Source organism: Solibacillus sp. FSL W7-1324, assembly GCF_038008025.1.
GTDB lineage: Bacteria > Bacillota > Bacilli > Bacillales_A > Planococcaceae > Solibacillus.
Map to the genome: position 1 here is coordinate 2466776 of NZ_JBBOYH010000001.1, position 26677 is coordinate 2493452.

The 26677-nt window shown below is 38.8% G+C and carries 23 protein-coding genes and 2 pseudogenes; 4 read left to right on the forward strand and 21 right to left on the reverse strand.

The window, feature by feature from the left end:
* From cysI to MKY71_RS12290, 14 genes and pseudogenes are all read right to left on the reverse strand, one after another.
* The gene (gene cysI / locus MKY71_RS12225; RefSeq protein WP_339172317.1) at positions 1-1740 is read right to left on the reverse strand and encodes an assimilatory sulfite reductase (NADPH) hemoprotein subunit; all 1740 of its coding nucleotides are present in this window, start codon (positions 1738-1740) and stop codon (positions 1-3) included.
* A gap of 35 nt (positions 1741-1775) precedes the next feature.
* Positions 1776-3599 carry an assimilatory sulfite reductase (NADPH) flavoprotein subunit gene (locus tag MKY71_RS12230; RefSeq protein WP_340732783.1) on the reverse strand — a complete coding sequence of 608 codons (1824 nt, stop codon included), beginning with the start codon at positions 3597-3599 and terminating at the stop codon, positions 1776-1778.
* Between the two features lie 24 nt (positions 3600-3623).
* On the reverse strand, positions 3624-3767 hold the full coding sequence (locus MKY71_RS12235) for a YezD family protein (RefSeq protein ID WP_339172323.1): 144 nt from the start codon (positions 3765-3767) through the stop codon (positions 3624-3626).
* 19 nt (positions 3768-3786) lie between these two features.
* Complete coding sequence (locus MKY71_RS12240) at positions 3787-4515, reverse strand: sirohydrochlorin chelatase (RefSeq protein WP_339172325.1); 729 nt, start codon at positions 4513-4515, stop codon at positions 3787-3789.
* A gap of 14 nt (positions 4516-4529) precedes the next feature.
* Positions 4530-5309, reverse strand: a complete 780-nt coding sequence (gene cobA, locus MKY71_RS12245) for a uroporphyrinogen-III C-methyltransferase (protein WP_339172327.1) — start codon at positions 5307-5309, stop codon at positions 4530-4532.
* A gap of 200 nt (positions 5310-5509) precedes the next feature.
* Complete coding sequence (locus MKY71_RS12250; RefSeq protein WP_340732785.1) at positions 5510-6328, reverse strand: ABC transporter permease; 819 nt, start codon at positions 6326-6328, stop codon at positions 5510-5512.
* Between the two features lie 24 nt (positions 6329-6352).
* Positions 6353-7132 (reverse strand): ABC transporter ATP-binding protein, encoded by a 780-nt coding sequence (locus MKY71_RS12255; RefSeq protein WP_340732786.1) that lies wholly within the window; start codon positions 7130-7132, stop codon positions 6353-6355.
* Positions 7133-7149: 17 nt separating this feature from the next.
* Entirely contained in the window at positions 7150-8157 is a 1008-nt protein-coding gene (locus MKY71_RS12260) for an ABC transporter substrate-binding protein (RefSeq protein WP_340732788.1), read from the reverse strand.
* Positions 8158-8219: 62 nt separating this feature from the next.
* The gene (locus MKY71_RS12265) at positions 8220-9668 is read right to left on the reverse strand and encodes an aryl-sulfate sulfotransferase (protein WP_340732790.1); all 1449 of its coding nucleotides are present in this window, start codon (positions 9666-9668) and stop codon (positions 8220-8222) included.
* A gap of 412 nt (positions 9669-10080) precedes the next feature.
* A complete protein-coding gene (locus MKY71_RS12270) occupies positions 10081-11265 on the reverse strand; it encodes a PqqD family protein (RefSeq protein WP_340732791.1) in 1185 nt (394 codons plus the stop codon).
* A 111-nt stretch (positions 11266-11376) separates the two neighbouring features.
* Positions 11377-11985, reverse strand: a complete 609-nt coding sequence (locus MKY71_RS12275) for an HD-GYP domain-containing protein (protein ID WP_340733645.1) — start codon at positions 11983-11985, stop codon at positions 11377-11379.
* An 81-nt stretch (positions 11986-12066) separates the two neighbouring features.
* Positions 12067-12573, reverse strand: a pseudogene (locus tag MKY71_RS12280) (HD-GYP domain-containing protein); the annotation flags it as partial.
* 492 nt (positions 12574-13065) lie between these two features.
* Positions 13066-14415 (reverse strand): IS1182 family transposase, encoded by a 1350-nt coding sequence (locus MKY71_RS12285; RefSeq protein WP_340731670.1) that lies wholly within the window; start codon positions 14413-14415, stop codon positions 13066-13068.
* Between the two features lie 303 nt (positions 14416-14718).
* Positions 14719-16170: an aldehyde dehydrogenase family protein gene (locus MKY71_RS12290; RefSeq protein ID WP_340732792.1), complete on the reverse strand. Its 1452-nt coding sequence runs from the start codon at positions 16168-16170 to the stop codon at positions 14719-14721.
* A gap of 308 nt (positions 16171-16478) precedes the next feature.
* Between MKY71_RS12290 and MKY71_RS12295 the strand changes: the two genes are divergently transcribed.
* Genes MKY71_RS12295 through MKY71_RS12305 form a run of 3 tightly spaced genes read left to right on the forward strand, consistent with a single transcriptional unit; the run spans position 16479 to position 18698 of the window.
* A complete protein-coding gene (locus tag MKY71_RS12295) occupies positions 16479-17357 on the forward strand; it encodes a carbon-nitrogen hydrolase family protein (protein WP_340732793.1) in 879 nt (292 codons plus the stop codon).
* Positions 17347-18027, forward strand: a complete 681-nt coding sequence (locus tag MKY71_RS12300; protein ID WP_339172348.1) for a GNAT family N-acetyltransferase — start codon at positions 17347-17349, stop codon at positions 18025-18027. The genes MKY71_RS12295 and MKY71_RS12300 overlap by 11 nt, the downstream gene beginning before the upstream one ends.
* Positions 18027-18698 carry a GNAT family N-acetyltransferase gene (locus MKY71_RS12305; protein ID WP_340732794.1) on the forward strand — a complete coding sequence of 224 codons (672 nt, stop codon included), beginning with the start codon at positions 18027-18029 and terminating at the stop codon, positions 18696-18698. Before MKY71_RS12300 ends, MKY71_RS12305 begins: the two co-directional genes overlap by 1 nt.
* A 120-nt stretch (positions 18699-18818) precedes the next feature.
* Here the strand turns inward: MKY71_RS12305 and MKY71_RS12310 are convergent, their stop codons facing one another.
* From MKY71_RS12310 to MKY71_RS12340, 7 genes and pseudogenes are all read right to left on the reverse strand, one after another.
* Complete coding sequence (locus MKY71_RS12310; protein WP_340732796.1) at positions 18819-20159, reverse strand: LLM class flavin-dependent oxidoreductase; 1341 nt, start codon at positions 20157-20159, stop codon at positions 18819-18821.
* Positions 20160-20198: 39 nt separating this feature from the next.
* Complete coding sequence (locus MKY71_RS12315) at positions 20199-21212, reverse strand: ABC transporter substrate-binding protein (RefSeq protein ID WP_340732798.1); 1014 nt, start codon at positions 21210-21212, stop codon at positions 20199-20201.
* An 84-nt stretch (positions 21213-21296) separates the two neighbouring features.
* A pseudogene (locus tag MKY71_RS12320) lies at positions 21297-21647 on the reverse strand (ABC transporter permease); the annotation flags it as partial.
* Positions 21648-21776: 129 nt separating this feature from the next.
* Positions 21777-23015, reverse strand: coding sequence for an IS110 family transposase (locus tag MKY71_RS12325; RefSeq protein WP_340716285.1), 1239 nt, complete (start codon positions 23013-23015; stop codon positions 21777-21779).
* A gap of 244 nt (positions 23016-23259) precedes the next feature.
* Positions 23260-23739 (reverse strand): ABC transporter permease, encoded by a 480-nt coding sequence (locus MKY71_RS12330; RefSeq protein ID WP_340732799.1) that lies wholly within the window; start codon positions 23737-23739, stop codon positions 23260-23262.
* Positions 23740-23754: 15 nt separating this feature from the next.
* Positions 23755-24555 (reverse strand): ABC transporter ATP-binding protein, encoded by an 801-nt coding sequence (locus MKY71_RS12335; protein WP_339172361.1) that lies wholly within the window; start codon positions 24553-24555, stop codon positions 23755-23757.
* A 271-nt stretch (positions 24556-24826) separates the two neighbouring features.
* Positions 24827-25903, reverse strand: coding sequence for an aldo/keto reductase (locus MKY71_RS12340; protein ID WP_340732800.1), 1077 nt, complete (start codon positions 25901-25903; stop codon positions 24827-24829).
* A gap of 240 nt (positions 25904-26143) precedes the next feature.
* Between MKY71_RS12340 and MKY71_RS12345 the strand changes: the two genes are divergently transcribed.
* Entirely contained in the window at positions 26144-26644 is a 501-nt protein-coding gene (locus MKY71_RS12345) for a nucleoside-diphosphate sugar epimerase (RefSeq protein WP_339172365.1), read from the forward strand.
* Positions 26645-26677 lie beyond the last annotated feature (33 nt).

Here is a 26677-nt window from a genome sequence, read left to right on the forward strand (position 1 = left end):
TCAGCTTCGCACTTCGCTTAACTCATGGAATTGTCGGCCATCCGTTACTGCTTCTACATAACCTTTACGAATCGTGAAATCACCGAAATGTTCACCTTCGAAACGTTCTTTTGCATACTCAGAAAAAATCGGTGCAAGGATATTCAAAATTTCTTCTTCACCAATATTTTCTTTGTATATTTTGTTCAAGCGCTGTCCTTTAAAATCTCCGCCTAAGTATAAATTATATTTGCCAGGTCCTTTTCCGATAAAACCGATTTCACCCATTGCTGCACGTGAACAGCCGTTCGGGCATCCTGACATACGAATACCTATCTCGGTTTCACGTAACCCGTTATCCCCCAATATTTCATCAATTTTTGTAATTAACGTAGGCAAATAACGCTCCGCCTCTGCCATTGCTAAGCCGCATGTCGGTAATGAGACACAGGCAATTGAATTGCGGCGCAGTGCCGAGTAATGCGCACCGTCCGTAATGTTGTAGGCTTTTAACAGCTTATCAATAACCGTTTTTTTCTGTGGTGTTACATCCGCGATTAAAAGATTCTGGTTAGGTGTTAAACGGAAAACCCCTGTATGCACTTTCGCAATTTCACGCAAACCTGTTTTTAATTGATAATCATCAAAATCTTTAATTCGTCCGTTTTGAATGAATAATGTAAAATGCCATTTTCCATTTTCACCTTTTATCCAGCCGTACTCATCTCCTGTACGCTTGAATGTGTACGGTCTTACTTCTTCGAGCTCCCATCCTAAGCGCTGATGCAGCTCTTCTTTAATAAAATCTAAACCTTTTGCATCTACCGTATATTTAAAGCGGGCTTTTTTACGTTCCGCACGATTTCCGTAGTCGCGTTGGATTGTTAAAATTTTTTCGGCTGTTTCAAGCAGTCGCTCTTTTGGAATATATCCGATTAAACGTCCTAATTGCGGGTATGTTTCTTTATCACCATGTGTCATACCCATCCCGCCGCCTACCGCGACATTAAAGCCTAGCAGCTCGTCATTTTGTACAATGGCAATAAAACCAATATCCTGTGAAAATACATCAATATCATTGCTCGGTGGAACGGCAATACCAATTTTAAATTTACGCGGTAAATACAGGGAACCGTATACAGGCTCTATTTCTGTGTCTTGTGTCCCATCGTAAACTTTTTCTCCGTCGAGCCATAGTTCATGGTATGCACGAGTACGAGGCAGTAAATGTTCACTTAACCTCGCCGACCAATTATATACTTCTTCATGAAATGCCGATTGATTCGGGTTAACATTACACATCACATTCCGGTTTACGTCACCGCATGCAGCGATACAGTCAAGCAGTACTTCGTGAATTTCCTGCATATACTTTTTGACATTCCATTTTAAAATGCCATGCACCTGGAATGCCTGACGAGTCGTTAATTTTAGTGACCCATTCCCGTACTTTTCCGCCATCTCATCCATTACAAGCCACTGTTCCGGTGTTGCCGCACCTCCCGGAGTTCTGACACGGGCCATAAATTGGTAGGCTGGCTCCAGCTTTTGTCGTTCACGTTCTGTACGTAAATCCCGGTCATCCTGCAAATAGCTGCCATGAAATTTCATTAGACGATTATCATCATCCGGAATTCCTGAACTAATTGGATACTGCATTGTTTTTTCTAGCGTTCCCCGTAAATAATTACTTTCGTCTTTAATACGTTCGACATCATTTGGTTTACCCGGCTGTGGGGGAAGTACAATTTTCTGACTCATATGCCTATCTCCTATCTATGTTAAAATAATCTGATTTAATAAACGTCTCGCTGATAACGTTTTTGGCTTTTAAGCTCATTAAAATACAGGGAAACTTCTTCATCCGTTTTGCCGCCCTGTTCCGCAACAATTCGGCGCAATGTTTGATCCACATCATGTGCCATATACTTCTCATCACCACATACATAGATAACCGCACCATCGTTGATCCATCTATAGACTTCTGCAGCATTTTCGAGCAGACGATGCTGTACATATACTTTCTGTTCTGTATCGCGTGAAAAGGCTACAGATAAATTCGTTAATGTCCCATCTTTGAGCCAGCGCTGCAGTTCAGTCTGATACAGAAAATCTGTAACAAAATGCTGGTCACCGAAAAACAGCCATGCATTGCTTTCGGTTCCTTCCTCAGCACGTTCTTCCAAAAATGAACGATAAGGCGCAATGCCTGTACCGGCACCAATCATAATAATTGGTGTTGTTGTATCTTCAGGCAGACGGAAGTTCGGGTTTTTATGAATATAAACCGGAACCTTATCTCCAATTTCAATTCGCTCCGCCACTTGCCCCGATACTACTCCTATACGCTCACGTTCATCTACTTCATAGAAAACTTTACCGATTGTTAAATGCACTTCTTCTTCATTAGCCTTTTGGCTGCTAGCAATCGAATAGAGTCGTACCGGATTTTTACGAAGTTGATCAACAAATTGCTGGGCAGTCCAGTTGAACGGGCCAAATGTTTGCACAACATCCAGCAAGTCTCGTCCATAAATATATTCTTTCAACTTCATATCATCTTCCAGCAACTTCTTAAGCACTTCATTGGTTGAAAAAGCAGCAAGCTTCTGTAGTAATGGTTTTGACAGTACGGTAATTTCAAAATGGGCAGTGAGCGCTTCACTTAATGTTTTAGACTGGTCTTTCACAGACACTATTTCTGATCCTTCAAAGCCAAGCGATAATAGTAATGCAGTTACTAAGTTTGCATCGTTTTCCGGAAGAATGCCGACACTGTCACCCGGTTCATAAGTTAAACCGGACCCTTCCAATGAAAGCTCCAAATGTTGTGTTTGCTTATTCGATCCGCGGCCATTTAAATTGATACTTTCCAGAACTTCCGCATAAAAGGGATTATTTTTGTTGTATACGGATTCTTCAGATACACTTACCGCAACCGGAGACTTTTGTAGTTCTGACAGTTTGTTCGGCATATTTTGTGCCAATGCTTCAACTACGCTCCCGATCCACTCTGATGCAAGATCGTCATAATCCAAATCACAATCAAAGCGGGGTACTAAACGCTTTCCGCCCAATTTTTCTAATTGCTCATCAAAATCAATTCCTGTCTTACAGAAAAATTCATACGAGCTATCGCCTAACGATAAAACAGAGAAAGATACATCCTCCAGTTTCGGCGCACGTTTACCATATAGGAAGCTATGGAAGGAGATGGCATTATCCGGTGGATCGCCTTCACCATGTGTACTTGTAATGATGAAAATATTTTTCTGTTTTTTCAGATTATTCGCCTTAAAATCGGACATTGCAAATAGAGCGACCTCAATCCCCTGTGACTCTAAAGCCGTTTTCAATTTACTTGCAACCTGTTGTGCATTGCCAGTTTGTGAACCGTATAAAATGGTTGCCTCCTGTTTGACTGCTTCCAGTACTGCAACGGTTTGCCCTTGTTCAGTTACCGTTACTTCAAGCGGCTGACTGGAATCTCCAATTGTCTGTATTGCGCTTAAATAACCGTTCAACCAAACTTTTTGATAGTCCGTTAATGTTGGATAAAGCTCATTGATTAATTTTGTCTGTGCCTCGGAAAATGGGCTATTATGCAGATTTAACGTCAAAACTTCCACCTCGCGAATCTTGTTTTATTTCAATCTTATTTTTTCATTTTTTTCAATTTGTACAACATGACCGTCCTGGATAACTAAAGTCACTGTTCCATATTTAACAGATGCAACTGTATCTTTAATTTTCTCAAGAGTTTGGCTAATATCATTGGATTTCGTCATAATAAATGCCTCCTAATTTTCAGATGACCTCTTGCACTCTTTCCAGCAAAACATTCCGTACTTTTTCGTTATAGCCTAAATGGTTACATAAAATTATGGAAGATGGATCAAGGTCAACCGCACGTATTTTCTTTTCGATTCCTACACTTAAAAGTCCGGAAAACAATAAATAAGGTACAATAAAAACTTGCTTCATCTGCTTGGATTTCAGCTCAACTAATGTCTGTTCAAAAGACGGACCTGCACCATATAAAAAACAAGATTTCACTTCCCGAAAACCGTAAGTTTCCTTTAGCTGTTCACTGATTATCGCCATATCTTTTACAACGGCATTGTCACTGCTTCCTCTGCCGATCAATATAACTTCTGCATCCGCATTAATCGGCACCTGTTGTTCTATAATTCTTTCATAAACTGTCTCAATTAAAAATGGATGAATTCCTAAAGGACGCCCGATTGTAAAATTCACATGCGGATAACGTTCTTTTGCGATCTTTATTTCGGCAGGTATATCTTCATTAGCATGCTGGGCCGTTAATAATAAAATCGGGACAACCGATATATGTGTTGCACCTTGATTGATACAATTTGCAATGCCTTCAACAATATTCGGCTCGACTAATTCCAAGAAGGCGGTTTCCTGAATTTCGACTTCTACAAAAGATTTCGTTTTATCAAGAAAACGTACCGCTTCTTCAACGCCTTTTTTCAAACGGGTGCCGTGCCCAACATACAAAATTGCTTTCATTACAGTCACCTGCTTTACACGATTTTTTCCTTCAATCTTTTATCCTGCCGTACTGTTTGCTCATACCATGCAATTTTTTCCCGTAATGCTACAACTTCACCCACGATAATGATGCTTGGATTTTTTACATCGTTTGCTCTAGCGATATCAACGATCGTACCAAGAGTGCCTGTAACCGTCTTCTGTTGCTCGAAAGTTCCCATATGTACTAATGCAACAGGTGTTGATGCGTTACGTCCATACGTTAAAAGTTGTCGGCAGATATACGGCAAATTGCCTACTCCCATATAGATGGCAAGTGTATCAATGCCCTTTGCAAGACTCTCCCATTGAATGGAATCGTCCTTTCCTTCACGCATATGTCCTGTGACAATCGCAAAACTGGAGCCTAATTCTCGATGTGTAACCGGTATTCCTGCATAAGCCGGTGCAGCAATGCCTGATGTAATTCCCGGCACGATTTCAAAAGGAATGCCATTTTCCGCTAACACTTCCGCTTCTTCAGCACCACGTCCAAAAACGAATGGATCGCCACCTTTTAATCGGGTCACCGTCTTACCTTGCAGAGCATGATGAACTAATGACAGGTTGATATTTTCCTGAATCATTGCATGACGGTTCGGCAATTTACCGCAAAATATTAACTGGGCCCCGCGCTTTGCATAAGAAAGCAACTCATTATTAATTAATCGATCATATAGAATTACGTCTGCTTCTTGTATACAACGCAAGCCTTTTACAGTGATTAAATCAACATCACCAGGTCCTGCCCCAACAATATATACTTTCCCCATTAATTTACTCTCCTTTATGAAAATAAAAGTCCAATAATTGTATAATAAACCATATGATACATGGAAATTTTCTACAAATCAATAAAACCAAGTAAAAAAATATGAATAATTAGATTAATAGTACAAACCGATTATTTTAAATTGCTTTTAAAGTCTTTCATAAAAATGAGCTAAACAAATTCGTTTAGCCCACTTTTATGTTACACAACTTTATAGCGACCAAGCAGCTTACGTCCTGTATATGCGAAAATCCGGTCCATAATAAAGCCCATTAACCCAAGTACGACAAGCCCTACAAAAATCCAATCTGTTTTAAAATACAGTCGTGCATTCCAAATCATAAAACCGATTCCTTCATTTGCAGCGACCATTTCCGCACCGACTATCGCCATGAACGATGAACCCATTGCAAGCTTCGCACCTGTGAATATGTACGGGATTGTTGCAGGAATTACGACATAAATAAGCATTTGGAATTTCGAAGCTCCCATACTTTTCGCAGATAATAATTTATCATTTGAAATGGATAGGACCCCTGTTAATGTATTAATCGTAATAACAAAAAATGTTGCATAAACAATTAAAAAAACTTTTGACTGTTCGCCAATCCCAAACCACAGCATAAATAATGTAATGAATGCAAGCGGCGGGATGAAACGTACAAAGTTAATAACCGGTTCAAACAGTGCCCGCACAAACTTGTTCGTTCCTATAAGCAGGCCAAATGGTACAGCAATTAAGAGGCCGAGTGTCCATCCTGCCAGTACCCGTAAAAAACTGTAGCCCATATAGAGAAACAATGTCCCATCACTGGCAATTTCAATCGCCCCGATCAATGTTAAATATGGGCTTGGCAAAAACATCGGTTCGGAAAACATCGAAGCAATTTGCCATACAAGCAGTATAAATAACCAGCCGATAATACCGGACTGTAAAATCAATTTACCGATGCGGCTTTTCTTTTTTACATTTGCGACAGGTGCCACTTGCTGTCCTTTTTTCAGTTCAATCGTCGTCATAAGCTGCCTCCTTTATATCTTTTATTAAATGGTGAAGTCCTCAAAATGTGTCTGGACTTGCTTATAATGGTTGTTAAAATCAACACTTGTTATATCTCGAGGATAAGGCAGGTTTACGTCATAAGTCGTTTCGATTCGTGAATTCGGACCGACAGACATAATGCCAATCTTCTGACCTAAAAGAATCGCTTCCTGAATGTCATGTGTCACAAAGATAACGGTTTTATTTGTTTCCTTCCAAATTCGAATGAGCTCATTTTGCATCGTTCGTCGTGTCATCGCATCAAGTGCCCCAAAAGGCTCATCCATTAATAAGATTTCCGGCTCATTTGCCAATACTCGGGCAAGCTGTACACGCTGCTTCATCCCACCCGACAAATTATCAGGAAACTTTTTCGCATGGCCAAGTAAACCCGTTAGCTTTATGAAAGTATTGGCTACCTTTTTTCGCTTTTCTGCAGGCACATTCTTCATTTTTAAGCCAAATGAAATATTCTCCTCAACAGTTAACCAAGGGAACAATGCTGAATCCGCTGATTGAAAAACGAAACCACGTCCATCTCGGTTTTCTTCACGAGAAGTCACAATTTGCAATTCGCCAACCGACAAATCCAAAAATCCCGCAATAATATTCAGCAATGTCGATTTACCGCAGCCACTTGGTCCGAGAAGTACATAAAACTCGCCCTTCTTAATCGATAAATCTACATTTTTTAATACATACGTCGGATTTTCAATATCTGTTTGAAACGTTTTGGCACCATTTTTAATTACAATTGCTTCTTCTGTTATCGTATTCAGCATTGCCTTTTCCCCCTTAGTTAGTAAGTTACCTTTTCTTTCAATACTTGCTTCGCCGGATCTAAATACAGCTTTTCATCCAAATCAAAATCTTCATCCAAAATACCGCGCTCCAGCAAATACTCTTTCATGTTGGATAAATGTGTATAATCTTCTTTCGTAAAACCGAGCGTATAGTTCACTCGTTTTAAATCTAGCAGTATATCTTCTTTTGCGATTTTTAAATCTTTATAGCCGATGTCCGCAGTACCTTCCGGATTCCCCTTTACATATTCAACTCCTTGTTCAATACCTTCAAGAAACTTTCCGATTTCTTCTGCATTTGCTTCAGCAAATTTACGGTCTACAATTAAATAACTCGATACACCTAAATCAGGTACAGAACTCAATCGGTCGATTTCATGCACACCATCAATATTTTTAAATTTCTCTATCAAGGCACCAGATCCAATAACGACATCGATATCCCCTTTTTTCATTCCGACGATAGCTTCATCAGGTGTACTGTACGGTACATATTTAATGTCGTCTTCGCTAATACTGTAGTGCTCTAAGTATTTAGCCCATTGATATTCAAATACTGTTCCTTTTGCAACACCGATTTTTTTACCTTTAATATCCGCCGGTACTTCTATGCCCTTTACTGCCAAAATTTCCGACAGACTGACAGAGTTGAAATGCTCATCGCTCCCTGTCAGTGAAGAAACGACTACGAAATCACCTTTCCCTAGTGAATTCAATAATGCATAATCTGCTGCCAACCCTGTATCGGCCTGCTTTGTCAAAACAGCGTTCACAGTATCGATTCCGTATGCAAAATTGGAAAGCTCTACATCCAATTCTCTATCCGCAAAGTAACTGTTATTAGCAGCGGCCCGAATTTGGAATGAGCCCCCTGCTGCTGTATCAATCGCTGCCCGAATTTTTTTGCCGCCAGCATTGGCTGAATTTGCATCATTACCGCATGCCGCCAATAGAAGCGCTGTTACTAATAAGAGCAGTAAATGTATTGATCCTTTTAATTTCATATTTTCACTCTTTCCATTAGCTAACTATTTTTATTTTAATACTAGAAATTATTTCTGATAATTTATGTTGTAATTTTCTTCGCCACTGTCTCATCATAACGTGCCACGCAAAGTGCTCCTTCTCCATAAGAGAAAGCTTCCTTAATCTCAGCAACTGAATGTGCCCCGCCTTCTGCCGCATTCGGTACGCGGAACTCTTTCACATCAATCGGCTTAATCTCAACTTCAACCGGTGTTTCCAATTGAGGTACCCAGTTGTAAGGAACACGGTATGCGCGGTAAACCATATTTGACCCTCGTTCATTTTTATAGGCAGAAATATATTCCCATACAATCTCATGGTCTGCCGTAACTTCAAAAATACGTCCATTCGAGCCTTCTGTAATAAGCGTATTGCCATTTTCCAAACGCTGCGCCGAACTAATATAAGGACTGTAGAATTTATAGGAATCCGTTGGTACCGAAAACTTCGCTTCAAGCCCAGTATATTGCCATACAATTTCAAGTGTAATCGGGTCGATTTCCAAAATACGGGAATGATCGCGGATTGCTACTTTATTACCGTCAACCGAATTTGGATTTGGTGCGCCGTATCCTCCCCAGCCTCCGTTGTCAAATACTAAAACATTGCCCTCGCCCGGCAAGCCTTTTGGAATGATATGTGCATGATGCTGTCCGATAATCCATCCTAAATGTTTCGTCTCCGGTGTGTCATAATCCGGACCAAGTTGCCATACGATTTCCCCTGTTTCTTTACTTGTGATCGCAATAATATTTGCCTCACGCGCATCCCAAATAATGTTGTCCGGATGGAAACGTTCATCGCCATTATCATAATGGCGGTTCGGACCAACTAATGAAATGGAATTGATGTGAAGCCAGTCGCCAGAATGATTACCAAAGAAACGTCGATTCGGCTCCTCATAAATTGCCTTTTTCGCTTCCTCACTAAAGTTAAGCTCATCGAAATGCTCATGTGCGTTCCATTCCCATACGATGTTACCTTCCCAGTCGACCTCAATGAATGCGTCATCCAATAATGGGTGTTTAGAGATTTTCTCGTTCACTACATCACGGTGAACCAAAATCAATGTATTTCCACCTGTTGTTTGTGGCTCCTGACCAGGTGCCGGATAGCCAACAGGACTGCCAACACGCTGATAGTCGTGGTGTGCACGTGCAACCCATCTTGCTTCGTGACCTGGATCTTCGATAAACTGATGCTTGTCAAATTTCCATACAACATTACCTTCAAAATCAATTTGTACTATATCGCCCTCATCTTGGAAACCGTACTGTGGATCACGGTTAAACGTGTGCCCAAGCACAAAACCACCTGGAAATACTTTGTTCGGGAAGCCGCGTAGCCCTTTCCATAAATGAACTTCTTTCCCGTTCATATCGATCAGTAATGCCCCTTCATTTGCTGCCTGGAAAATTGTAAAACCGCTTGCCGCCTTTTCTGGATTATAAACTGTTGCCCCTGTCGGATGAATTGTTGGATTTCCCATATATACCTCTCCCTTTTCATTATTTTTTCAAGTTAATCGTGTATTTTAGTTTTAATAAATGACCATTCAATAGTTATCAATTTCCTATGTTGTTTAATTTCCTCCTTCCAAGACAACCTTTTAACAAAGGTTAAAAAGAAAAGGCACTAAAAATACAGCCTCCTCCAATGTGTTTGGTGAGAGAAACGTATTTTTAGCGCCTTTAGTTGTCTAATCAGCACTTTATTAAATTATTTTTTAAAGTAGTCGCTCACTTATCCAATCCCTAGTAAACTACTTAACTTTAAAAGTATTAACAGTATCGTACCGATTTAATTCTTATTCGTCAAGTAGGTTTTTAAAATAATTTAAAATTTTCGGAAAACAAATAAGAAATCGCTAAACTTGAATAATCCGAGTTCAGCGATTTCTTTCAGTTTTCATGTTTCTGTTTCCTGGCTACAAAAACAAGCAGGAAAAGCATGAACATAGTCATTACCGAAAATGCAATGGCATCCCAAAACGCGGCACGGTCATCTGCTCCGAGAAGATTCAGATAAATTGTAGTGTACGTATAATAAAGCTGCGGCACAAAATACATTACTGCCAAAATTAACGTTAAAACAACACCAACTATGTAGAATACACTATACAGCCGAATCACGTTCCATTCATTTTGGAATATTTCTTTATAATTTTCTCCATCTTTTCGATGATTTTTAAATAAGGAATTCAAGTAGATTCTACCGTTTTCCATCAAGTTATAACAGCCTGTTATATTTTCCACAACATAATAAACATCTGTTTTCATATAGAAACAGCATTGATATATAAATTTAATGAAAATATCCAACACGATTATCCCAAGAATTCCTATAATGCTCGCATCCGGAAAAAGAAACATAATACCGAATGAAATGAAAAGAATTACCTGCTCGAAAGATATTCCGGCAAGGTACAGGATATTTCTTTTCTTGGGATCGAGCTTCCAAGCTTGAGTGAGATCTGTTTCAAAGACTATAAATATGAGCCGATTTCCAATACTTAATTTAGCCGGTAAATTATGTGATCGAATGGCAAGAATATGTCCGAATTCATGAATTAAAATTAAAACTAAAGAAATTGATAGATACATAAGAATATTCAGTACCATGGAATCGAAAAGGAATATGTCTTTGTAATGCGGGAAAAGTTCCGGGTTCAGTATGAGAATGATGATGTTTGCAATGAGCAGGAGCAAGTAGATTTTGTTCATCGCTCCATTAAAAAATAGACGCCCCAGCGATTGCGGAATCCATAAGAAAGCACCCGAACGTGCCGAAGATTTTGACTGTTCTTTTTTAACGAACACACCATCCACTTCCTGAACAAGCCCTAACTCCAAGAGCTGCTCTACAAAATCAACAATATCCACCTCTTCATCTGGATATGAATTTTTTAATGCATGTTCAATGGAAACGAGTTTCTCACCTTGTTCCAAACGTTTGATGGCATCAACGCCAATCTCAGGTAATTCATAGAAATCCCCGGAAATCGGCTCCTCAACAATATAATGTTTTTTATCTTTTCGAATGGATAATGGGTACAACGTTATTTCAGATTGAAAGGATACCTTCAATATATAGCCTCCTCTATAAATTAAAATAGGATGCTATAATTATAGCATCCTAAGTATGTACTTACTTATGGTTTAGGAATAAGGAAACACCACCAGCAAGTTACTTTAATTTTATTTAATTTGCGGATTTTCACGTTTTTCCCCTCCTCTCATGTCCATACCTTTAGAATAGGTTTTAGAAATTCTCACCCAATCAGGATAAATCTGTTTAAATAATTCTATCAGTTGCGGGTCAAATTGACTTCCTTGACCATCGAGAATTCGTTGATGTGCTACTTCAAATTGTAGTGCAGGACGGTACGATCTTGAAGAAGTCATTGCGTCAAAAGCATCTGCCACTGCTGTAACTCTTGCTAAAAACGGAATTTTTTCTCCCGCCAGTCCATCCGGATACCCTTTACCATCCCATCTTTCATGATGATGATAAATTACATCTATATTATCTGCAATGCCTTCAACATCTCGAATAGCTTCTGCACCCACAACAGGGTGTGTCTTAATTATATCAAATTCTTCATCTGTCAACATACCAGGCTTTGTCAAAATTGAGTCTGGTATATTAACTTTACCAATATCATGTAATAGACAAGCATAATAAAAATGGTTTAACTCAGCTGGTTTAAATTTCCCAGTAGCCTCTGCCATTTTCATTGCGTAAGCTGCTACTCGTTCACTATGTCCACGTGTATATGGATCCTTTAATTCTAGAGTTGCTATCACCCCTTTTACAATACCTTCCAACTGTTCATCATATGAATACTTCAATGCTTTAATATAATTTAATATTCTATGAAGTAGAATAAATGAAATAAAAGAACATACTATTATAATTACAATTGGAAATAAAACTACTGGATCTTGTATAAAGATACCTACCAAAGCATATTTAACAATCAAACCTAATGATACATAATATGTATATTTCTTAGTTACAAATATAGGAGAAAATAGGATAAATATAACTTCTACTAAGTTGCCGCTGGTATATGCAAGAGAACTATCTTTATAATACATTATATCTGAAAATAGATTAGTGGTGAAATATCCAAAAAATATAATATATTTAACATAAACTGTTTTATCTTTTTTTATTAAGTATATTGTAATAGGAATAAGCCCAGCTATTATTCCTTACTTGATATACATAAAATCATACCATCCCGTACTTCCCGTATCTAAATCCAGCCATGGAAATTTCGGAAAGAGACCATAAAATAATATATCATAAACAAAAAATACGACATAAAATAACCATAAAAAGAGAATGGTTGAACGCTTTTCTTCTTGTAACAATGATGTTTTCTTCATATTTTACCTCACAATTAAATTACCAAGTAATAGACCTTATGTTCCACACACCATTATAACACGATATTGGAAATTAGTTCTATATATCTATGATTTAAATTTCTCATTTTTTTGTTTTTTTACTCTTTTAACCAAAATATATTCACTTTGTACCTATAAGTTATAAAAAAGAAAATTTATTTACTATTTTTTCAATAAGGCTATCTTAACAATACTCCTATATATCCTGCAACTCAATTCCTAATTTTAATCTTTTCTATTAACTTAGGCTTATCTGGAAATTTTAATAATAACTAAATCAAAAGTCTCACTTCAATATGACAGAATATACCCCCAAAAATTAAAAGACCTAATCTCAAATGTTGATTAGGTCTCAGATTGTCGACAAAAGGCATCGAGAGTTCGTCTCTCGATGCCTTTTGTCATTTATTTTATCAAATTAGGTCCCGAAGTTCTGTAAAAGTTCTCCTCTTCGAGGGAAGATGCCCTCATCTAAGCTCCTTGCCAAGTCCATGTGGCAAGTTTCTTCAAATTCATGGCAGCAAAAGTAAGCATCGCCTGCATGGACAATTTTTTAAGGCCCCTTAAAGTTGTCCATCGCATACCATGCTTTTCTTTTGCATCCGCAAAGACACGCTCAACCGTTTCTTTACGTTTCGCATAGATTGATTTAATTTCATGATGATGACGAAGATGTTCCGCTTCTTCAACATATTCGGACCAAATATGACGTTGAATCAATTTCGTATGATTTTTGCTTTCTGTACATTGTGCTAAAAATGGACAGTTGGCACAAATCGCGGAATTTGATTTGTATTGGCGGTAGCCTTCTTTCGTAGTTGTCACATATGGTAACATCTGATCATTTGGGCAAATGTAGCAATCATAATGTTCATCATAGACATACTCATGTTTACGGAAGAAGCCATCTTTCGTTTTTGGTCTTGTATAAGGAAGAACAGGCAACATTTGATTTTCTAACAAAAAGTTCGTAATCGCAGGCGTTTTATAAGCAGCATCCGCAGCAACAGCCACTGGCTTTTTCACACGATGAATGACCTTTTCAACAAGCGGTTGCAGCATATGACTATCATGTATATTACCAGGTGTCACAATCGTTCCTAATACAAAGCCACGTTCATCTGTCGCTGCATGAAATGAATAGGCAAATTGTTTTGTTCGTTCGTCCTTCACATAGTAACCACTTTCAGGGTCCGTTGTGCTCTCTTTGATTTCTTTCCATTCTTCCTTTTCAAACTTCTCTGGTGGAAACGGCTTTTTTCCGTTCTTTTCACGGTCTATGTTTAGTTCTTCCTGTAGCTTTTCTTCATAGGCACGTGTCTCTTTTCGAACCATCTTTTTATCAAATTTTCGTTTATTCGCACTTGCCTTCACATGCGTGGAATCAATAAAGATATGGTCAGCTGATAATAAACCCGCCTCCACAATTTCTTTCAAGATGCGATAGAAAATCTGTTCAAATACATCTGTATCCTCAAAACGCCGCGTATAATTTTTCCCAAACGTCGAGAAGTGAGGCACTTCTGTATGAAAACCGAAGCCTAAAAACCAGCGGTACGCTACATTCGTTTCAATTTCCTTAATCGTTTGGCGCATCGAACGAATACCAAAAACGTATTGAATCATTGTCATTTTAAATAAGACAACAGGATCAATACTTGGTCTACCGAAAGGTGAATATAAGTTTTCAACTAATGGATATACAAAAGAAAAGTCAATGGCTGCATCTAATTTACGTACGAGATGATTTTCTGGGACAAGCTGTTCAATCGTCAACATTTCTAATTGATTACGTTCATTCATTTGGTTTTTAGTCATCATATCGGGACACCTCTTTGATTTAGATAAACTTTATTAGAAAGAATAGATCAAGTTGATTGGAATGGAAGGGGCGACTTCTGCGGGAAAAGCGGGACTGCCGATACACCGCATGAGCGTAGCGACGAGGAGGATTGGCACCCGCCCGCGAAACGCGTCCCCTGGAATGGAAATCAACGGTATTCATCAGTTAACTTTATTTTAAAACAAAAAAGACTGTAGGCAAACTCGAATTTCTTCGAGTTTGTCTACAGTCTGAGACCTAATCTCAAATGTTGATTAGGTCTAATCTTATTGATTTAAATATTAAAATGGATACTCTCGTGGGTCTGTCTGAACAGAAATCCATTTTGTCGTTGTAAACTCATGAATTGCCCATTCACCGCCATATCGGCCTAAACCTGAAGCTTTCTCTCCGCCAAAGGCAACGATCGGTTCATCATTGACTCCCTGATCATTGACGTGAATCATTCCTGTAATAATCTGTTTAGCCACTTCAACACCATGTTCTGTTGTACCGGCATGAACGGCACCGCTCAATCCATAGTCACTGTCATTGGCAACGCGAATCGCTTCCTCCTCACTATCTACAACGATCACACCTACAGCAGGTCCGAAAATTTCTTCCTGTGCTATCGGCATATCATTCGTAACATTAGTCAAAATAGTTGGAGCTAGTACATTCCCTTTTACTTCCCCTTGGAGGGCGTATTCTGCTCCTTTTTCAATACTTTGGTCGATTAATCTCTGAATTCGTTCGATTTGTTTATTATTAATAAGCGGACCAACAACGACATCATCATTTTTTGGATCTCCATATTTAATTTTGGATGCTCTCTCCACAAATGCTTTTATAAAAGCATCATACGCTGGACGTTCAACAACAATCCGATTCAGTGACATACAAATCTGCCCGCTGTTTAAAAATTTACCAAATGCGGCAGAAGCAGCTGCTCTTTGAACATCCGCATCTTTCAAAACGAGCATAACATTGTTTCCTCCAAGTTCTAAAGCTACACGTTTTAAGTTTCTTCCGCATACCTCTCCAATATGGCGTCCTACTTCTGTAGAGCCGGTAAAAGAAATAATTTGAGGAATAGGATGCTCAACAAATGCATCTTTAATTTCAGATGAGCTACAAACTGTTACATTTAACAATCCTTTAGGGATGCCGGCTTCCTCAAAAATTTCAGCTAAAATAAGTCCCCCTGAAATCATCGTCTGCAGATCCGGTTTAAGTACAACTCCATTACCAGTTGCCAAAGCAGGTGCAAGGGAACGCATCGTTAAATGGAACGGGAAGTTAAATGGACTAATAATCCCCACTACGCCAGCCGGATTGTGATACACTCGGTTCTCTTTCCCAGGAATAATGGATGGCATGATTTTCCCATGCATCCGGAGAGGAAACGTAGCAGCCTCTTTCATAATGCCAATCGCACCACTAATTTCAATATTGGCTTTTGTATGGGAAGCCCCATTTTCCTCCACTAAAATTTGCACGATTTCTTCTCTTTTTCGCTCTACAATTTGAGCAGCTTTTTCTATAATCGCTTGTCTTTGATAAGCATTGACCTGTTCCCATTCTTTTTGTGCTTCCTTGGCCGCTTGATACGCCTCATCTATGTCTTTTTCATTTGCCAACCGAATTTCCGCAATTGTTTCCTCGTTGTAAGGATTCTGGTCTACGTATACTCTTTCGCTGTTTCCTTCTCTCCATTCGCCACCAATAAACTGCTTATTCCACTTTTTATTCATAGGTATCATCCTTTCCAACGTTTAATGCAGTAGAATTACTCAAAATGCCATGCATCTTACTTTAGTGCATGTACATATATCACTTAGTACCCTTGATTCGTCATTTTATTACCACAAATATCATTTTCTTTTCATAAAATCATTCTCTTCTACTTAAATATTTTGCCACGTTAGTATAAGTGAAAATCTTCACAATATACATGAGTTACGGATGCATTTCCACATACGCATTGAAATAAACTGAAAAACATACTATTATTGCTAGTAATATATTGGTAATATTATGTAAAAATAGCAAGGAGGTCCATATGAAACTACGTGTATCAACGGTTCAATACCATCTTCATACGATTCGATCATTTGAGGATTTTGCTCAGCAAGTAGACCATTACGTGCGAGCTTCCCTAGAGTTTGAAACGGATTTTATTTTATTCCCTGAATTTTTTACTACGCAGCTGTTATCAATAGGCAACGATAAAGGAGAACCACTTTCCATCAATGAGCTTCCTGACTTTACAGTGCAGTACCTTGATTTATTTACAAGTTTAGCTGTTAAAACAAAGACGCATATTATCGGCGGTACCCATGTCATACGGAACAATGACAAACTCTACAATGTCGCTCACTTATTTTATCCGGATGGCACGGTTGCCACACAGGCGAAACTTCATATTACCCCAACCGAGGTAAACGAGTGGAACATGGCGGCAGGTGATGAGTTACACCTTTTTGATACAGAAAAAGGTAGAATTGCAATTTTAACGTGTTACGATATCGAGTTCCCTGAAATCGTACGAATGGCAAAAGCTCGTGGCGCAGATGTTATCTTTTGCCCATCTTGTACCGATGATCGCCACGGCTTCCATCGTGTTCGATATACAAGTCATGCCCGCGCTATTGAAAACCAAGTATATGTCGTTACCGCTTCTACTGTCGGGTCGCTTCCTACCATTGATTTTATGCGCTTGAATTTTGGACAGTCCGCGATTATTGCACCAAATGATGTCCCGTTCCCACCGCGTGGCATCGTCGTTGAAGGAGAGCTCAATAACGATATGGTTGTTACGGGGGATTTAGATCTGGCACTGCTTTATCAAGTACGCGAAAAGGGCTCAGTAACAACGTGGCGTGACCGTCGTACCGATTTGTACAATGACTGGGAAAGCAGTTTTATCAATGTACCGTAAACAGTTTTATGTGTTTCAAGACAGCAAGCCAATCCTTGCGACAATCCGGAATTACACGCCTGCAGATTTTGATGCCCTTATCCGTATTCAACAGGATTGCTTTCCTCCCCCATTTCCTTCAGAACTATGGTGGAGTGAAGAACAGCTTATAAGTCATGTTACACATTTCCCGGAAGGTACACTTTGCATTGAAGTGGATGGCCAACTCGTCGGTTCCATGACGTCTTTGCTCGTTGATTTTGACCCAAACGATCCCATACATACGTGGGAGGACATAACCGATAACGGCTATATTCGAACTCATAATCCAAATGGCGATACGCTCTACATTGTTGATCTTTGTGTGCGCCCAGCTTATCGCAGTTTAGGGCTTGGTAAATGGCTCATGCTTTCGATGTACGAAATCGTCATTGAGAAAAAGCGCGTTCGTCTGCTTGGCGGCAGCCGCATGCCGAATTATCATCACCATGCCGACCAGCTTTCACCAGAAGCGTATATCGAAGCCGTTTTGCGTGGTGAAATACACGACCAGGTCATTTCGTTCCTGCTACGCTGCGGTCGCATGCCGATACAAGTTGTACCCCAATATTTAGAGGATGAAGAGTCGCATCATTATGGTGTATTAATGGAATGGCGCAATCCTTTCGTCCAAATCAAGGAGGCTTATTAATGGATTATAATCGCATAACATCAATTACCGATCCACTGTTTGCACATATGTATGAACTATTAAAAACGGTGTTTCCACCGGAGGAAGTATTAGCATTTGATTTATGGAAAGAACCGCTGGAAGATCCAAGCATTCGCGTATTTGTCGCTGTCCATGAAGGTGAAGTCGTTGGGACAACAGAGTACCGCTATTATAAAGATTTGAATGTTGGCATGACCGATTTTACAATTATCGGCCGAGAAGGGATTGGCGTCGGTCGTTTTTTAGCAACAAAACGTGCGGCAGATTTACAAGCATTGGCACAGGAAAACAACAAGCAAATGGCGGGCATGTTTGCAGAAATCTATGACCCGTATCGTGTAGACGATCACGGCTTTGGCGGAGTAAAACCAATGGACCCGTTCGTCCGCCGTGAAGTGTTATCACATTTAGGCTATAAACGGCTAAACTTCCCGTACGTCCATCCATCATGGCAGTTGGACGGGACAGCTGTAAGCGGACTTGATCTATGCTTTATGCCCGCTGACTACGAACAAACCGAGTTAAATGCATCACTGATTGCGACGTTTTTAAAGACGTACTATGCAGTATTGCCGGAAAAGCCAGATGCATGGGTAGAGATGATCGAGCAGCTTGATGCAAAGGAAAGTGTGGAGTTGTTGGCGATTTAATAGTATTTAATTATATTAATCGTAACTCAGTTATCTGTTTCTCACAAACAAAGCACTTCAGGTTCTAAGTACATTAGAAACTGAAGTGCTTTTAAATTGTCAGAAACGCTAAATTACAGATTAAAGTGGAACTTTTTGCTGTATATATGGATTAACCGGACGTTTTAAGCCAAGATTTTCACGTAATGTCGTACCTGCATACTCCGTTTTAAATATTCCTCGTCGCTGCAATTCTGGAATTACTAGTTCTACAATGTCGTTGAAGCCTTGCGGGAAAGTTGGTGCCATTATATTAAAACCATCAGCCGCTTCATTTTCAAACCATTCCTGCAACTGATTGGCCACTTGGGTTGGCGTCCCGATAATTTCTCGATGCCCGCGAGCCCCTGCAATATTGTTGTATAATTCCCTCAAAGTTGTTAACCCTTTTGCCTCTACAATACCTTTCACAATACTCGTTCGAATATTCGGGTTCGTGCCGTCAATTTGCTGACCGTTAAAATCTGGAATTGGCCCTTCAAAGTCGTGCTCCGATAAATCTACCCCTGTAAAGCCGGATAGATAAGCCAGCCCTACTTCTGGCGTGATATAGTTATTTAATTGCTGGTGTTTCGCAATTGCTTCCTCTTCTGTTTCAGCTACAACAATGAAAGCCCCTGGCAATATTTTAAGGTCTTCAGGATTACGACCGTATTTTGCTAAACGGCCTTTAACATCTTTATAAAATGCTTGTGCATCCTCCAGTGTTTGCCATGCTGTAAAAATAACTTCAGCTGTTTTCGCAGCCAGCTCTTTTCCTGCCTCCGAAGAGCCTGCCTGTACGATTACCGGATGGCCTTGTGGTGTGGACGGCGCATCCAATGTTCCTTTCAGTTTAAAGAATTTCCCCTCATGATTTATTTCAGTCACTTTATTTAAGTTGTAATAATGACTATTTTCCTTATCAATTACCAATGCCTCTTCATCTATCGAATACCATAGCTTTTTCACAACATCTACAAATTCATCAGCACGTTCATAACGTTCTGCGTGTTGAAAGTGTGCATCACGGCCAAACAGCAATGCCTCTCGCTCATTGGCTGAAGTCACAACATTCCAGGCTGCACGGCCGTTTGATAAATGATCAATTGCTGCAAACTTACGTGCTACATGAAACGGTTCATTATACGATGTTGTTAATGTTGCTGTTAAACCGATATTTTTCGTGACAGCAGCTAATGCAGAAATAATCACGACCGGATCCAGCTTCAATCCTGAGTGTGCATTTTCTAAAATCGGCTGACCAAATACATCTGCAAAAAATAAATTATCAAACTTGCCGCGCTCCGCAACTTGTGCGATTTCTGTTAAATAGGCTAAATCTGTTACTTTACGCACTTCGGTTTCGGGATGTCTCCAGCTCGCAACATGGTGACCCGGCAGATTAATAAACGCACCTAAACTTAATTGTCTTTTTGTCATTTTAATATTCTCCTTTTTCGTTAAATTTAGTTAAAAAATTTATTTGGCATATGGATTGTATTCATTTGTGAATAGATTCTCTAACTTCACTTGACCCTTTGGTAAATCACCATTCTCCACTAACCAATCGATCCAGATTTGGAATTCCTTTTCTGCAATTTTTCCACCTTCTTCAGCAATACCTGTACTCTTCCAGTATTTTAAATTTTCCGTTGTTTCACTACCTTCACGTGCAGAAACAATTTCCTCAAATTTTGCAATGACTTCTTCACGGGGTGTTGTTCTAGCCCATTCAATTGCTTTCGAAACTCCTTCTACAAATGTTTTAACTGTGTCAGGATTTTCTTCAATATACTTTTCAGTAAAAAAGAATTCGCCTGCTGTAAATTCACCAAATAAATCGGTATCTTTAAATACCGGATAAATGCCGCCAGTTTCTAAAGCGCGTTCTTTCCCGATACCGCTAAGTGCTATAACATCGATTTGACCAGCCCGTAAAATTTGCTCTGCACTTGCGCCTGGTACAACGACTAATTGAACCCCTTGAATTTCATCTTCTGTTAAACCGCCATCACGTAAAAATTGTTTTACTGCAAACTCAGAGTGCGCCCCTAAAGTGTTCATTCCGATTTTCTTGCCGATTAAATCTTTCGCTGTTTTAATGCCACTGTCGTCCAATGTGTAATAGCCGATAAATGTATTTTCATCACTTCCGTAAGAGCCTACAACAGATTTAATCTTTACACCTTGTGCATAGGATTTAATAATGGCACCGTTAAATGCTGAACCGAAATCGTTTTCGCCTGTTGCTGTTAGTTGAATACTTTCTGGACCGCCGACCATATCACTTACTTTTTCCAGCTCTAAATCCCCCAGATAACCAAGGGCCTCCGCTAATTCAGGGAATATTACAGTTCCTGGTGTGCTTTGATATTGTATAACTCGATCTTGACCATTTGCGCTTGCTGTACTCCGTGAATCATTTTTTGAGCACGCTGCTAAAGCTCCCAGACTTACACTTAATACGACTATTAACAACCAAATTTTTTTCATGCTACGATTCCCCTTTTCCTGTTTAAACACAATATACATAACTAAACAAATAAAATTAGTAGGTTTTAGTTAAAAATAAAATATTTACTGTTTCCATCGCGAGAAGTAGCGCTCTGCACCTGAAAGGCCATAGTTAATCAATAAGCCTAATAATGCAATAGTAATAATGCCCGCATACATTTCAGCTATTAGGAAATTATATTGCGAATACGTAATAAAATAACCAAGTCCCGCTTTTGCACCAATCATCTCAGCAGCAATCAATACTAAAATCGCACCCGTCCCCGCCATACGAATACCAGTAAAAATCGTCGGGACCGACGCAGGTAAAATAACTTTGTAAAACAATTTAAAGGAAGAAATATTCATTGAGCGAGCTGATTTAATTAATAATGGATCCACATTTTTTACAGCAGAAATAGTATTTAATAAAACCAGCTAATAGTTGTCAAGATTTTTCGATAAAAATATTAAATCCTACATGATATACTAAAAAAGGGTACACCAAATAAGCCTTCCTCTTTAAAATTGGAAGGTTTTGTTTAATCCACTTAAATATACTTTTTAAACCGCATTTTGGAAGGCTTCTTTCCTTTTAAGTAGGGCATATATCCAATGTAAAAGCTTATTAGCACATGCAATGATTGCTACTCTAAATGGCTTTCCTTCTTCGCGTTTTTTATCGTAGAACTCTCGTAATTTCTTATTTCTAGGGAGTATTTCATCACTTGTTTTTTGCTTACGTGCATCTCTTATACCGCATTGTACAGCCATAAATAACGCTTGTCTTAACCTGCTGGAACCTCTTTTGGTTATACGATTGATGGAAGCAGTAAATCGACCAGAAGAGTAAACGCTAGGATCTATCCCGGCGAATGCTACTAGCTTTTTAGGATGGTTAAACCGTTCTATCTCTCCAATTTCAGAGATGATTGTTGCCGCAATCTTTTCTCCAACACCAGGAATAGACTGGATTATCTCATATTCTTCAATTTCTTTAGCGAGGGCATCTATTTCTGCTGCTAACTTTGATAGATGCTCTTGATATTGAAGAACAATGTTAATAAACATTCTTAGGTTAAAGATATGGCTTTGATACAAGTTGTTTTGAAATGGATTACGTAATGCAGCCTCTCTCAATTTAATTGCCTTTTCTTTTGCCCATCTTTCTGAACGGGTTGTACATAATTCCGCAATTTTATTAGTAAGTTCTGATTCGCTAACACTTAAAACCTCTTTGGAGGTTGGGAAGATGGATAGAATCTGTAACGAAATTTTTGAATAGAGATTTCCAAAGACACCTCTGTATTCAGGGAAAACCTGATCTAAGATGGACTGTAGCTGTAACTTTGTTTGTGCAGCTGTGCTTGATACTGTTTCTTGTTGTCTAGTGAGATTACGAAGATTTAAGAGTTGTATACCTCTCTTTTTATATGGCTCTAACTCTTCCTTGTAATACAATTCGCATAGATGATAGGCATCAATGGCATCGGTCTTTACCTTGCGTAAATTTGTACTTCTAGCTCGATGAGAGATAAGTGGATTAACAATAATATAGACGTATTGTTGCTCCTCCAAAAATTGAATAACGGGCATATGATATTGACCTGTAGATTCTAAAATAACCGAAGGTTGCTTACCATCAGCTAATTTCTCTACTTCCTTTAGAAATTCTAATAAACTATCTAAACCATCAAGAGTATGTTTAATACTAAAGCTCTTACGATATGGTTTGCCTTTATCTAAAAAGGCTTGAACCTGACTTTCTCCTTTTGAAACATCCAGACCAACGACTGGATTCATAATTACATCTCCTCCTAAAGAAAACTAAATTCGTCGGTAACCCCTATAGCTGCTTGTAATGTCATAGGTTCGCTTGTTAAACGGGATCCTTGTCCCAACCAGCTCGAAACATGTTTATACAAGTAGGGGGTGAACAGTTTTGCGGACGGGATCAAGTCCCACGGGCCAGACGTTCTACCCCGACTACCGTTATAATAAGACCTAAACAAAAAAGGTCAACCAGAAAAATCTGGCTAACCTCATATTACGAAACGGGCCAAGTACATGCATATAAGACAATTGATATTTTAGAAACTTCACCAATCCCTAACAGTAAAATAAATACTGGTAACAGCGCTAATGCTGCTGTGTTACGGAATAGCTCCAAGATTGGTGTTAGTAACTCTCTTGCTAACGGATACCATCCAATTAGCAGACCTAATGGTATCGCTATGACTAATGCTAATGCAAAGCCAAAAAGTGAGCGTAAAATACTCGCCTCAAAATGTCTCCATATTTCTCCTGTTATAAATAGGTCCCACCAAGCAAGAATGACCTCGGAAAATGGCGGTAAAAATGTCTTGTCTACAAAATCTAGCTGTGGGGCCAGCTCCCATAATAATACAAACAAAATAAGTACGATTGATTTCTTAAAGGCTTTTATTATGATTGAAAGTGATTTTCCGGAAGCCCTATGTCGTTTATTCGGTTCTTCGATTTGCGTCGGTTTATTTAGTGTTACCATCTAAAAACCCCCTTCTTAAATGTGTGCGCCTTGATATTCCGGTTCATGCAATAAACTCCAAACCTCATGCCTCGCTTTTACGAATGCAGGGTTTGATTTAATATCTGCGTCTGCTAAACGATTGTTCAATGGAATATCTATAATCTTTTTGACAGTACCGGGATTGGCTGAAAGAACAACAACCCGTTCTCCTAAGTACACGGCCTCATCAATTCCATGGGTAATGAAAATAATTGTCTTACCTGTCTTCTTCCAAATGCGCAATAATTCCGTTTGTAAAGTTTCACGAGTTTGCGCATCTAATGCGGCAAATGGTTCGTCCATTAATAATACATCTGGATTGAATGCTAAACTCCGCGCAATTGCTACTCGCTGCTTCATCCCGCCTGATAATTCATGCGGATAGCGATCAGAATAGTTTTTCAGGCCTACTAGGTCCAAATAATAGTCGGTTCTTTCTTGCCACTCCTTTTTCGGAATACCTTTCGCTTCTAACCCAAATTCAATGTTGCCGCGTGCAGTTTTCCATGGAAATAATGCATATTGTTGAAAGACAATCCCACGGTCCAGTCCTGGTCCGTTAATTTCACGACCATCAATAAGAATCCTGCCTTTTGTCGGGCTCGTTAAACCTGTCAACAAATCGAGTAATGTAGATTTTCCACATCCACTCGGCCCTACTAAAGTAATGAATTCACCCTCCTTTACTGAGAAGTCAATGCCTTGAATAGCGGTAAATTCACGTTGTGCCCCTTTTTTGTTTTCATCTCGGACTAAGAAGTTTTTGGAGACTTTTTCAAACTTGATCTTTTCCATTGTTAACCCTCCAATTTCATACAATTCCAATTATAATAGTATGATTATTGCAAAAATTTTTTTATATGAATCGTCCACTCACAATTAGTTAATCCCCCTTTCAGTTAAAACAAAAGGCTCCCTTATCAATTAGATAAGGGAGCCTCTAGTATCTCTAGTGAGCTTGCTAAGCCATATATTGAAATTAATAATAAATAAAACGGATTTAAATGTCAACTAGTTTTATTGGAATTATCTGATTATATTTTTTTATTTTGCTAGAAGTCGTTAATTATAAGCCGGTCTTATTTTTTCTATCCATCAACTTAATGTATTCGTCTAAATAGACCTTTTCTGCATTTGAAGCTCTATCCAATGTATTCATAGCACGGTGCCATAATGGATAAATAGGTTCCAGTGCTGTTAAGTTATTAATTTGTGAAATATCCTCGTTTGTTAATTTTAAATTATAGGATGCTATATTCTCATGCAACTGTTCTTTTGTTCTTGCAGACAAGATAATTGAATCTACATTTGGTCGATCACGCAGCCATGCAAGAACAACTTGCGCTACTGTCGCTTTATGTTTAGACGCAACATCTTGCAATAAATCGATTAGATTATAAAACAAATCCGGATTTTTAATATATGTTTCCGGCCAGCCATTTTCTTGTCTTGTACCTGGTTCGAACATTTTGTTTCTTGTAAATTTACCAGTAAGCAGCCCCTCACCAAGTGGAGACCTAATACTATTAGCAATGCCCAATTCTTTACCGGCCGGCAAAATTTCGTACTCTGCTTCACGAGATTCCGGTGTGTAATAGATTTGCTGAGCAATTGGCGGTATCATATTATTTTCTACTGCCCACGTATGTGTCTTCGCAAGCGCCCAGCCGTTGTAATCGGCTACACCCCAATGACGAATTTTCCCTTTTTTAATTAAGTCATTCATCTCTTGGACCGTTTCACTAACGTCTACTTGACCATCCCAACAATGTACATAATATAGATCAATATAGTCCGTGCCAAGTCTTTTTAATAGCGCATCTATCGATGAATCAACATTGATTAAAGCTCCCGTATCGGTTGGTTTATCTATCAGCTGAAATCCTTTTTTACTGCTGATGATCATATCCTGGCGTTTATCACGTATCGCATTGCCAAAAATAACTTCCGCATCACCTTTCGCATACATATTGGCTGTATCAAAATGGTTGATGCCTTGATCCATTGCATAATCCACCATATAATTTGCGGTTGCCTGATCCATCGCCCCCGCGTCTTCAAGACCGTTTGTACTGAACATCACTGTACCTAATGCATATTTAGAAACATTCATACCTGAGTTGCCAAATAAATTATAATCCATCATTATCCCTCCTATGCCTTGTGTTTTCCCATGTTCCATATTAAATAAAACATTCTACGGCCATTACAGGATAAATTGCACAACTACTGAAATCCTTTACTTCTTTGAATGACTCAAAAAATAGTTGATTAATATAAAAATTCGGGTAAGAAAATAGATAACTTAGTGCTTAGGGGGTTTGTAAGTGAATGTGCCTCCCCCTTTACTGTTAAATTAAATCGTTGGAAGGAAGTGTTTGAGATGAGTAAGAAGAAAGAAATCAAAAAATTAAAAGACCATGCATTTGCGGATCTTTGCTTGATCGAAAAAGAATTTCAGCAAATTGTAAAAAATACATCGAATCAATCAGGTGCTTTTAAATGGGTGGACTTATTGAGCGATTATGAGTTGGAGGAGTTTTATGGACGCCGCAGGGACCGGAAATATGCAACACTCACAGTCGAATTGTATTCATTAACCGAACAACTGCTAAAAGACATTTATAAAGTTTATTTTAAGCATAAATACAAAAATAAGTCCGACATGAACATAATTCTTGATTTAGAAAGAAAACTGGGAGATCACTTAACTTTCAAGAATAATACTAAGTTATTGGCGAACCTCAGAAGCTGTATTGTTCATGAAGAATTCTCTTTAAAATCTGCACGAAAAAGAATAAATATAAAAAAGAAAAATAGAATCTTATTTAAACAATTGATGAAAGATGTTGACCTGTATATTGAAAATATCGCATTGAAATGACTTTATGCGAAGTTGGATTCTATCGCCGGTAAT

Bases quoted from the DNA above. Each gene is read 5' to 3' on its own strand.
- MKY71_RS12295 (WP_340732793.1), top strand. From the start codon at position 16,479: ATGAAACTACGTGTATCAACGGTTCAATACCATCTTCATACGATTCGA.
- MKY71_RS12285 (WP_340731670.1), bottom strand. From the start codon at position 14,415: ATGATGACTAAAAACCAAATGAATGAACGTAATCAATTAGAAATGTTG.
- MKY71_RS12300 (WP_339172348.1), top strand. From the start codon at position 17,347: ATGTACCGTAAACAGTTTTATGTGTTTCAAGACAGCAAGCCAATCCTT.
- MKY71_RS12260 (WP_340732788.1), bottom strand. From the start codon at position 8,157: ATGAAATTAAAAGGATCAATACATTTACTGCTCTTATTAGTAACAGCG.
- MKY71_RS12305 (WP_340732794.1), top strand. From the start codon at position 18,027: ATGGATTATAATCGCATAACATCAATTACCGATCCACTGTTTGCACAT.
- MKY71_RS12265 (WP_340732790.1), bottom strand. From the start codon at position 9,668: ATGGGAAATCCAACAATTCATCCGACAGGGGCAACAGTTTATAATCCA.
- MKY71_RS12325 (WP_340716285.1), bottom strand. From the start codon at position 23,015: ATGAATCCAGTCGTTGGTCTGGATGTTTCAAAAGGAGAAAGTCAGGTT.
- cobA (WP_339172327.1), bottom strand. From the start codon at position 5,309: ATGGGGAAAGTATATATTGTTGGGGCAGGACCTGGTGATGTTGATTTA.
- MKY71_RS12290 (WP_340732792.1), bottom strand. From the start codon at position 16,170: ATGAATAAAAAGTGGAATAAGCAGTTTATTGGTGGCGAATGGAGAGAA.
- MKY71_RS12250 (WP_340732785.1), bottom strand. From the start codon at position 6,328: ATGACGACGATTGAACTGAAAAAAGGACAGCAAGTGGCACCTGTCGCA.
- MKY71_RS12315 (WP_340732798.1), bottom strand. From the start codon at position 21,212: ATGAAAAAAATTTGGTTGTTAATAGTCGTATTAAGTGTAAGTCTGGGA.
- MKY71_RS12340 (WP_340732800.1), bottom strand. From the start codon at position 25,903: ATGGATTATAATTTATTTGGCAACTCAGGTATGAATGTTTCTAAATAT.
- cysI (WP_339172317.1), bottom strand. From the start codon at position 1,740: ATGAGTCAGAAAATTGTACTTCCCCCACAGCCGGGTAAACCAAATGAT.
- MKY71_RS12235 (WP_339172323.1), bottom strand. From the start codon at position 3,767: ATGACGAAATCCAATGATATTAGCCAAACTCTTGAGAAAATTAAAGAT.
- MKY71_RS12255 (WP_340732786.1), bottom strand. From the start codon at position 7,132: ATGCTGAATACGATAACAGAAGAAGCAATTGTAATTAAAAATGGTGCC.
- MKY71_RS12310 (WP_340732796.1), bottom strand. From the start codon at position 20,159: ATGACAAAAAGACAATTAAGTTTAGGTGCGTTTATTAATCTGCCGGGT.
- MKY71_RS12335 (WP_339172361.1), bottom strand. From the start codon at position 24,555: ATGGAAAAGATCAAGTTTGAAAAAGTCTCCAAAAACTTCTTAGTCCGA.
- MKY71_RS12330 (WP_340732799.1), bottom strand. From the start codon at position 23,739: ATGGTAACACTAAATAAACCGACGCAAATCGAAGAACCGAATAAACGA.
- MKY71_RS12240 (WP_339172325.1), bottom strand. From the start codon at position 4,515: ATGAAAGCAATTTTGTATGTTGGGCACGGCACCCGTTTGAAAAAAGGC.
- MKY71_RS12345 (WP_339172365.1), top strand. From the start codon at position 26,144: ATGAGTAAGAAGAAAGAAATCAAAAAATTAAAAGACCATGCATTTGCG.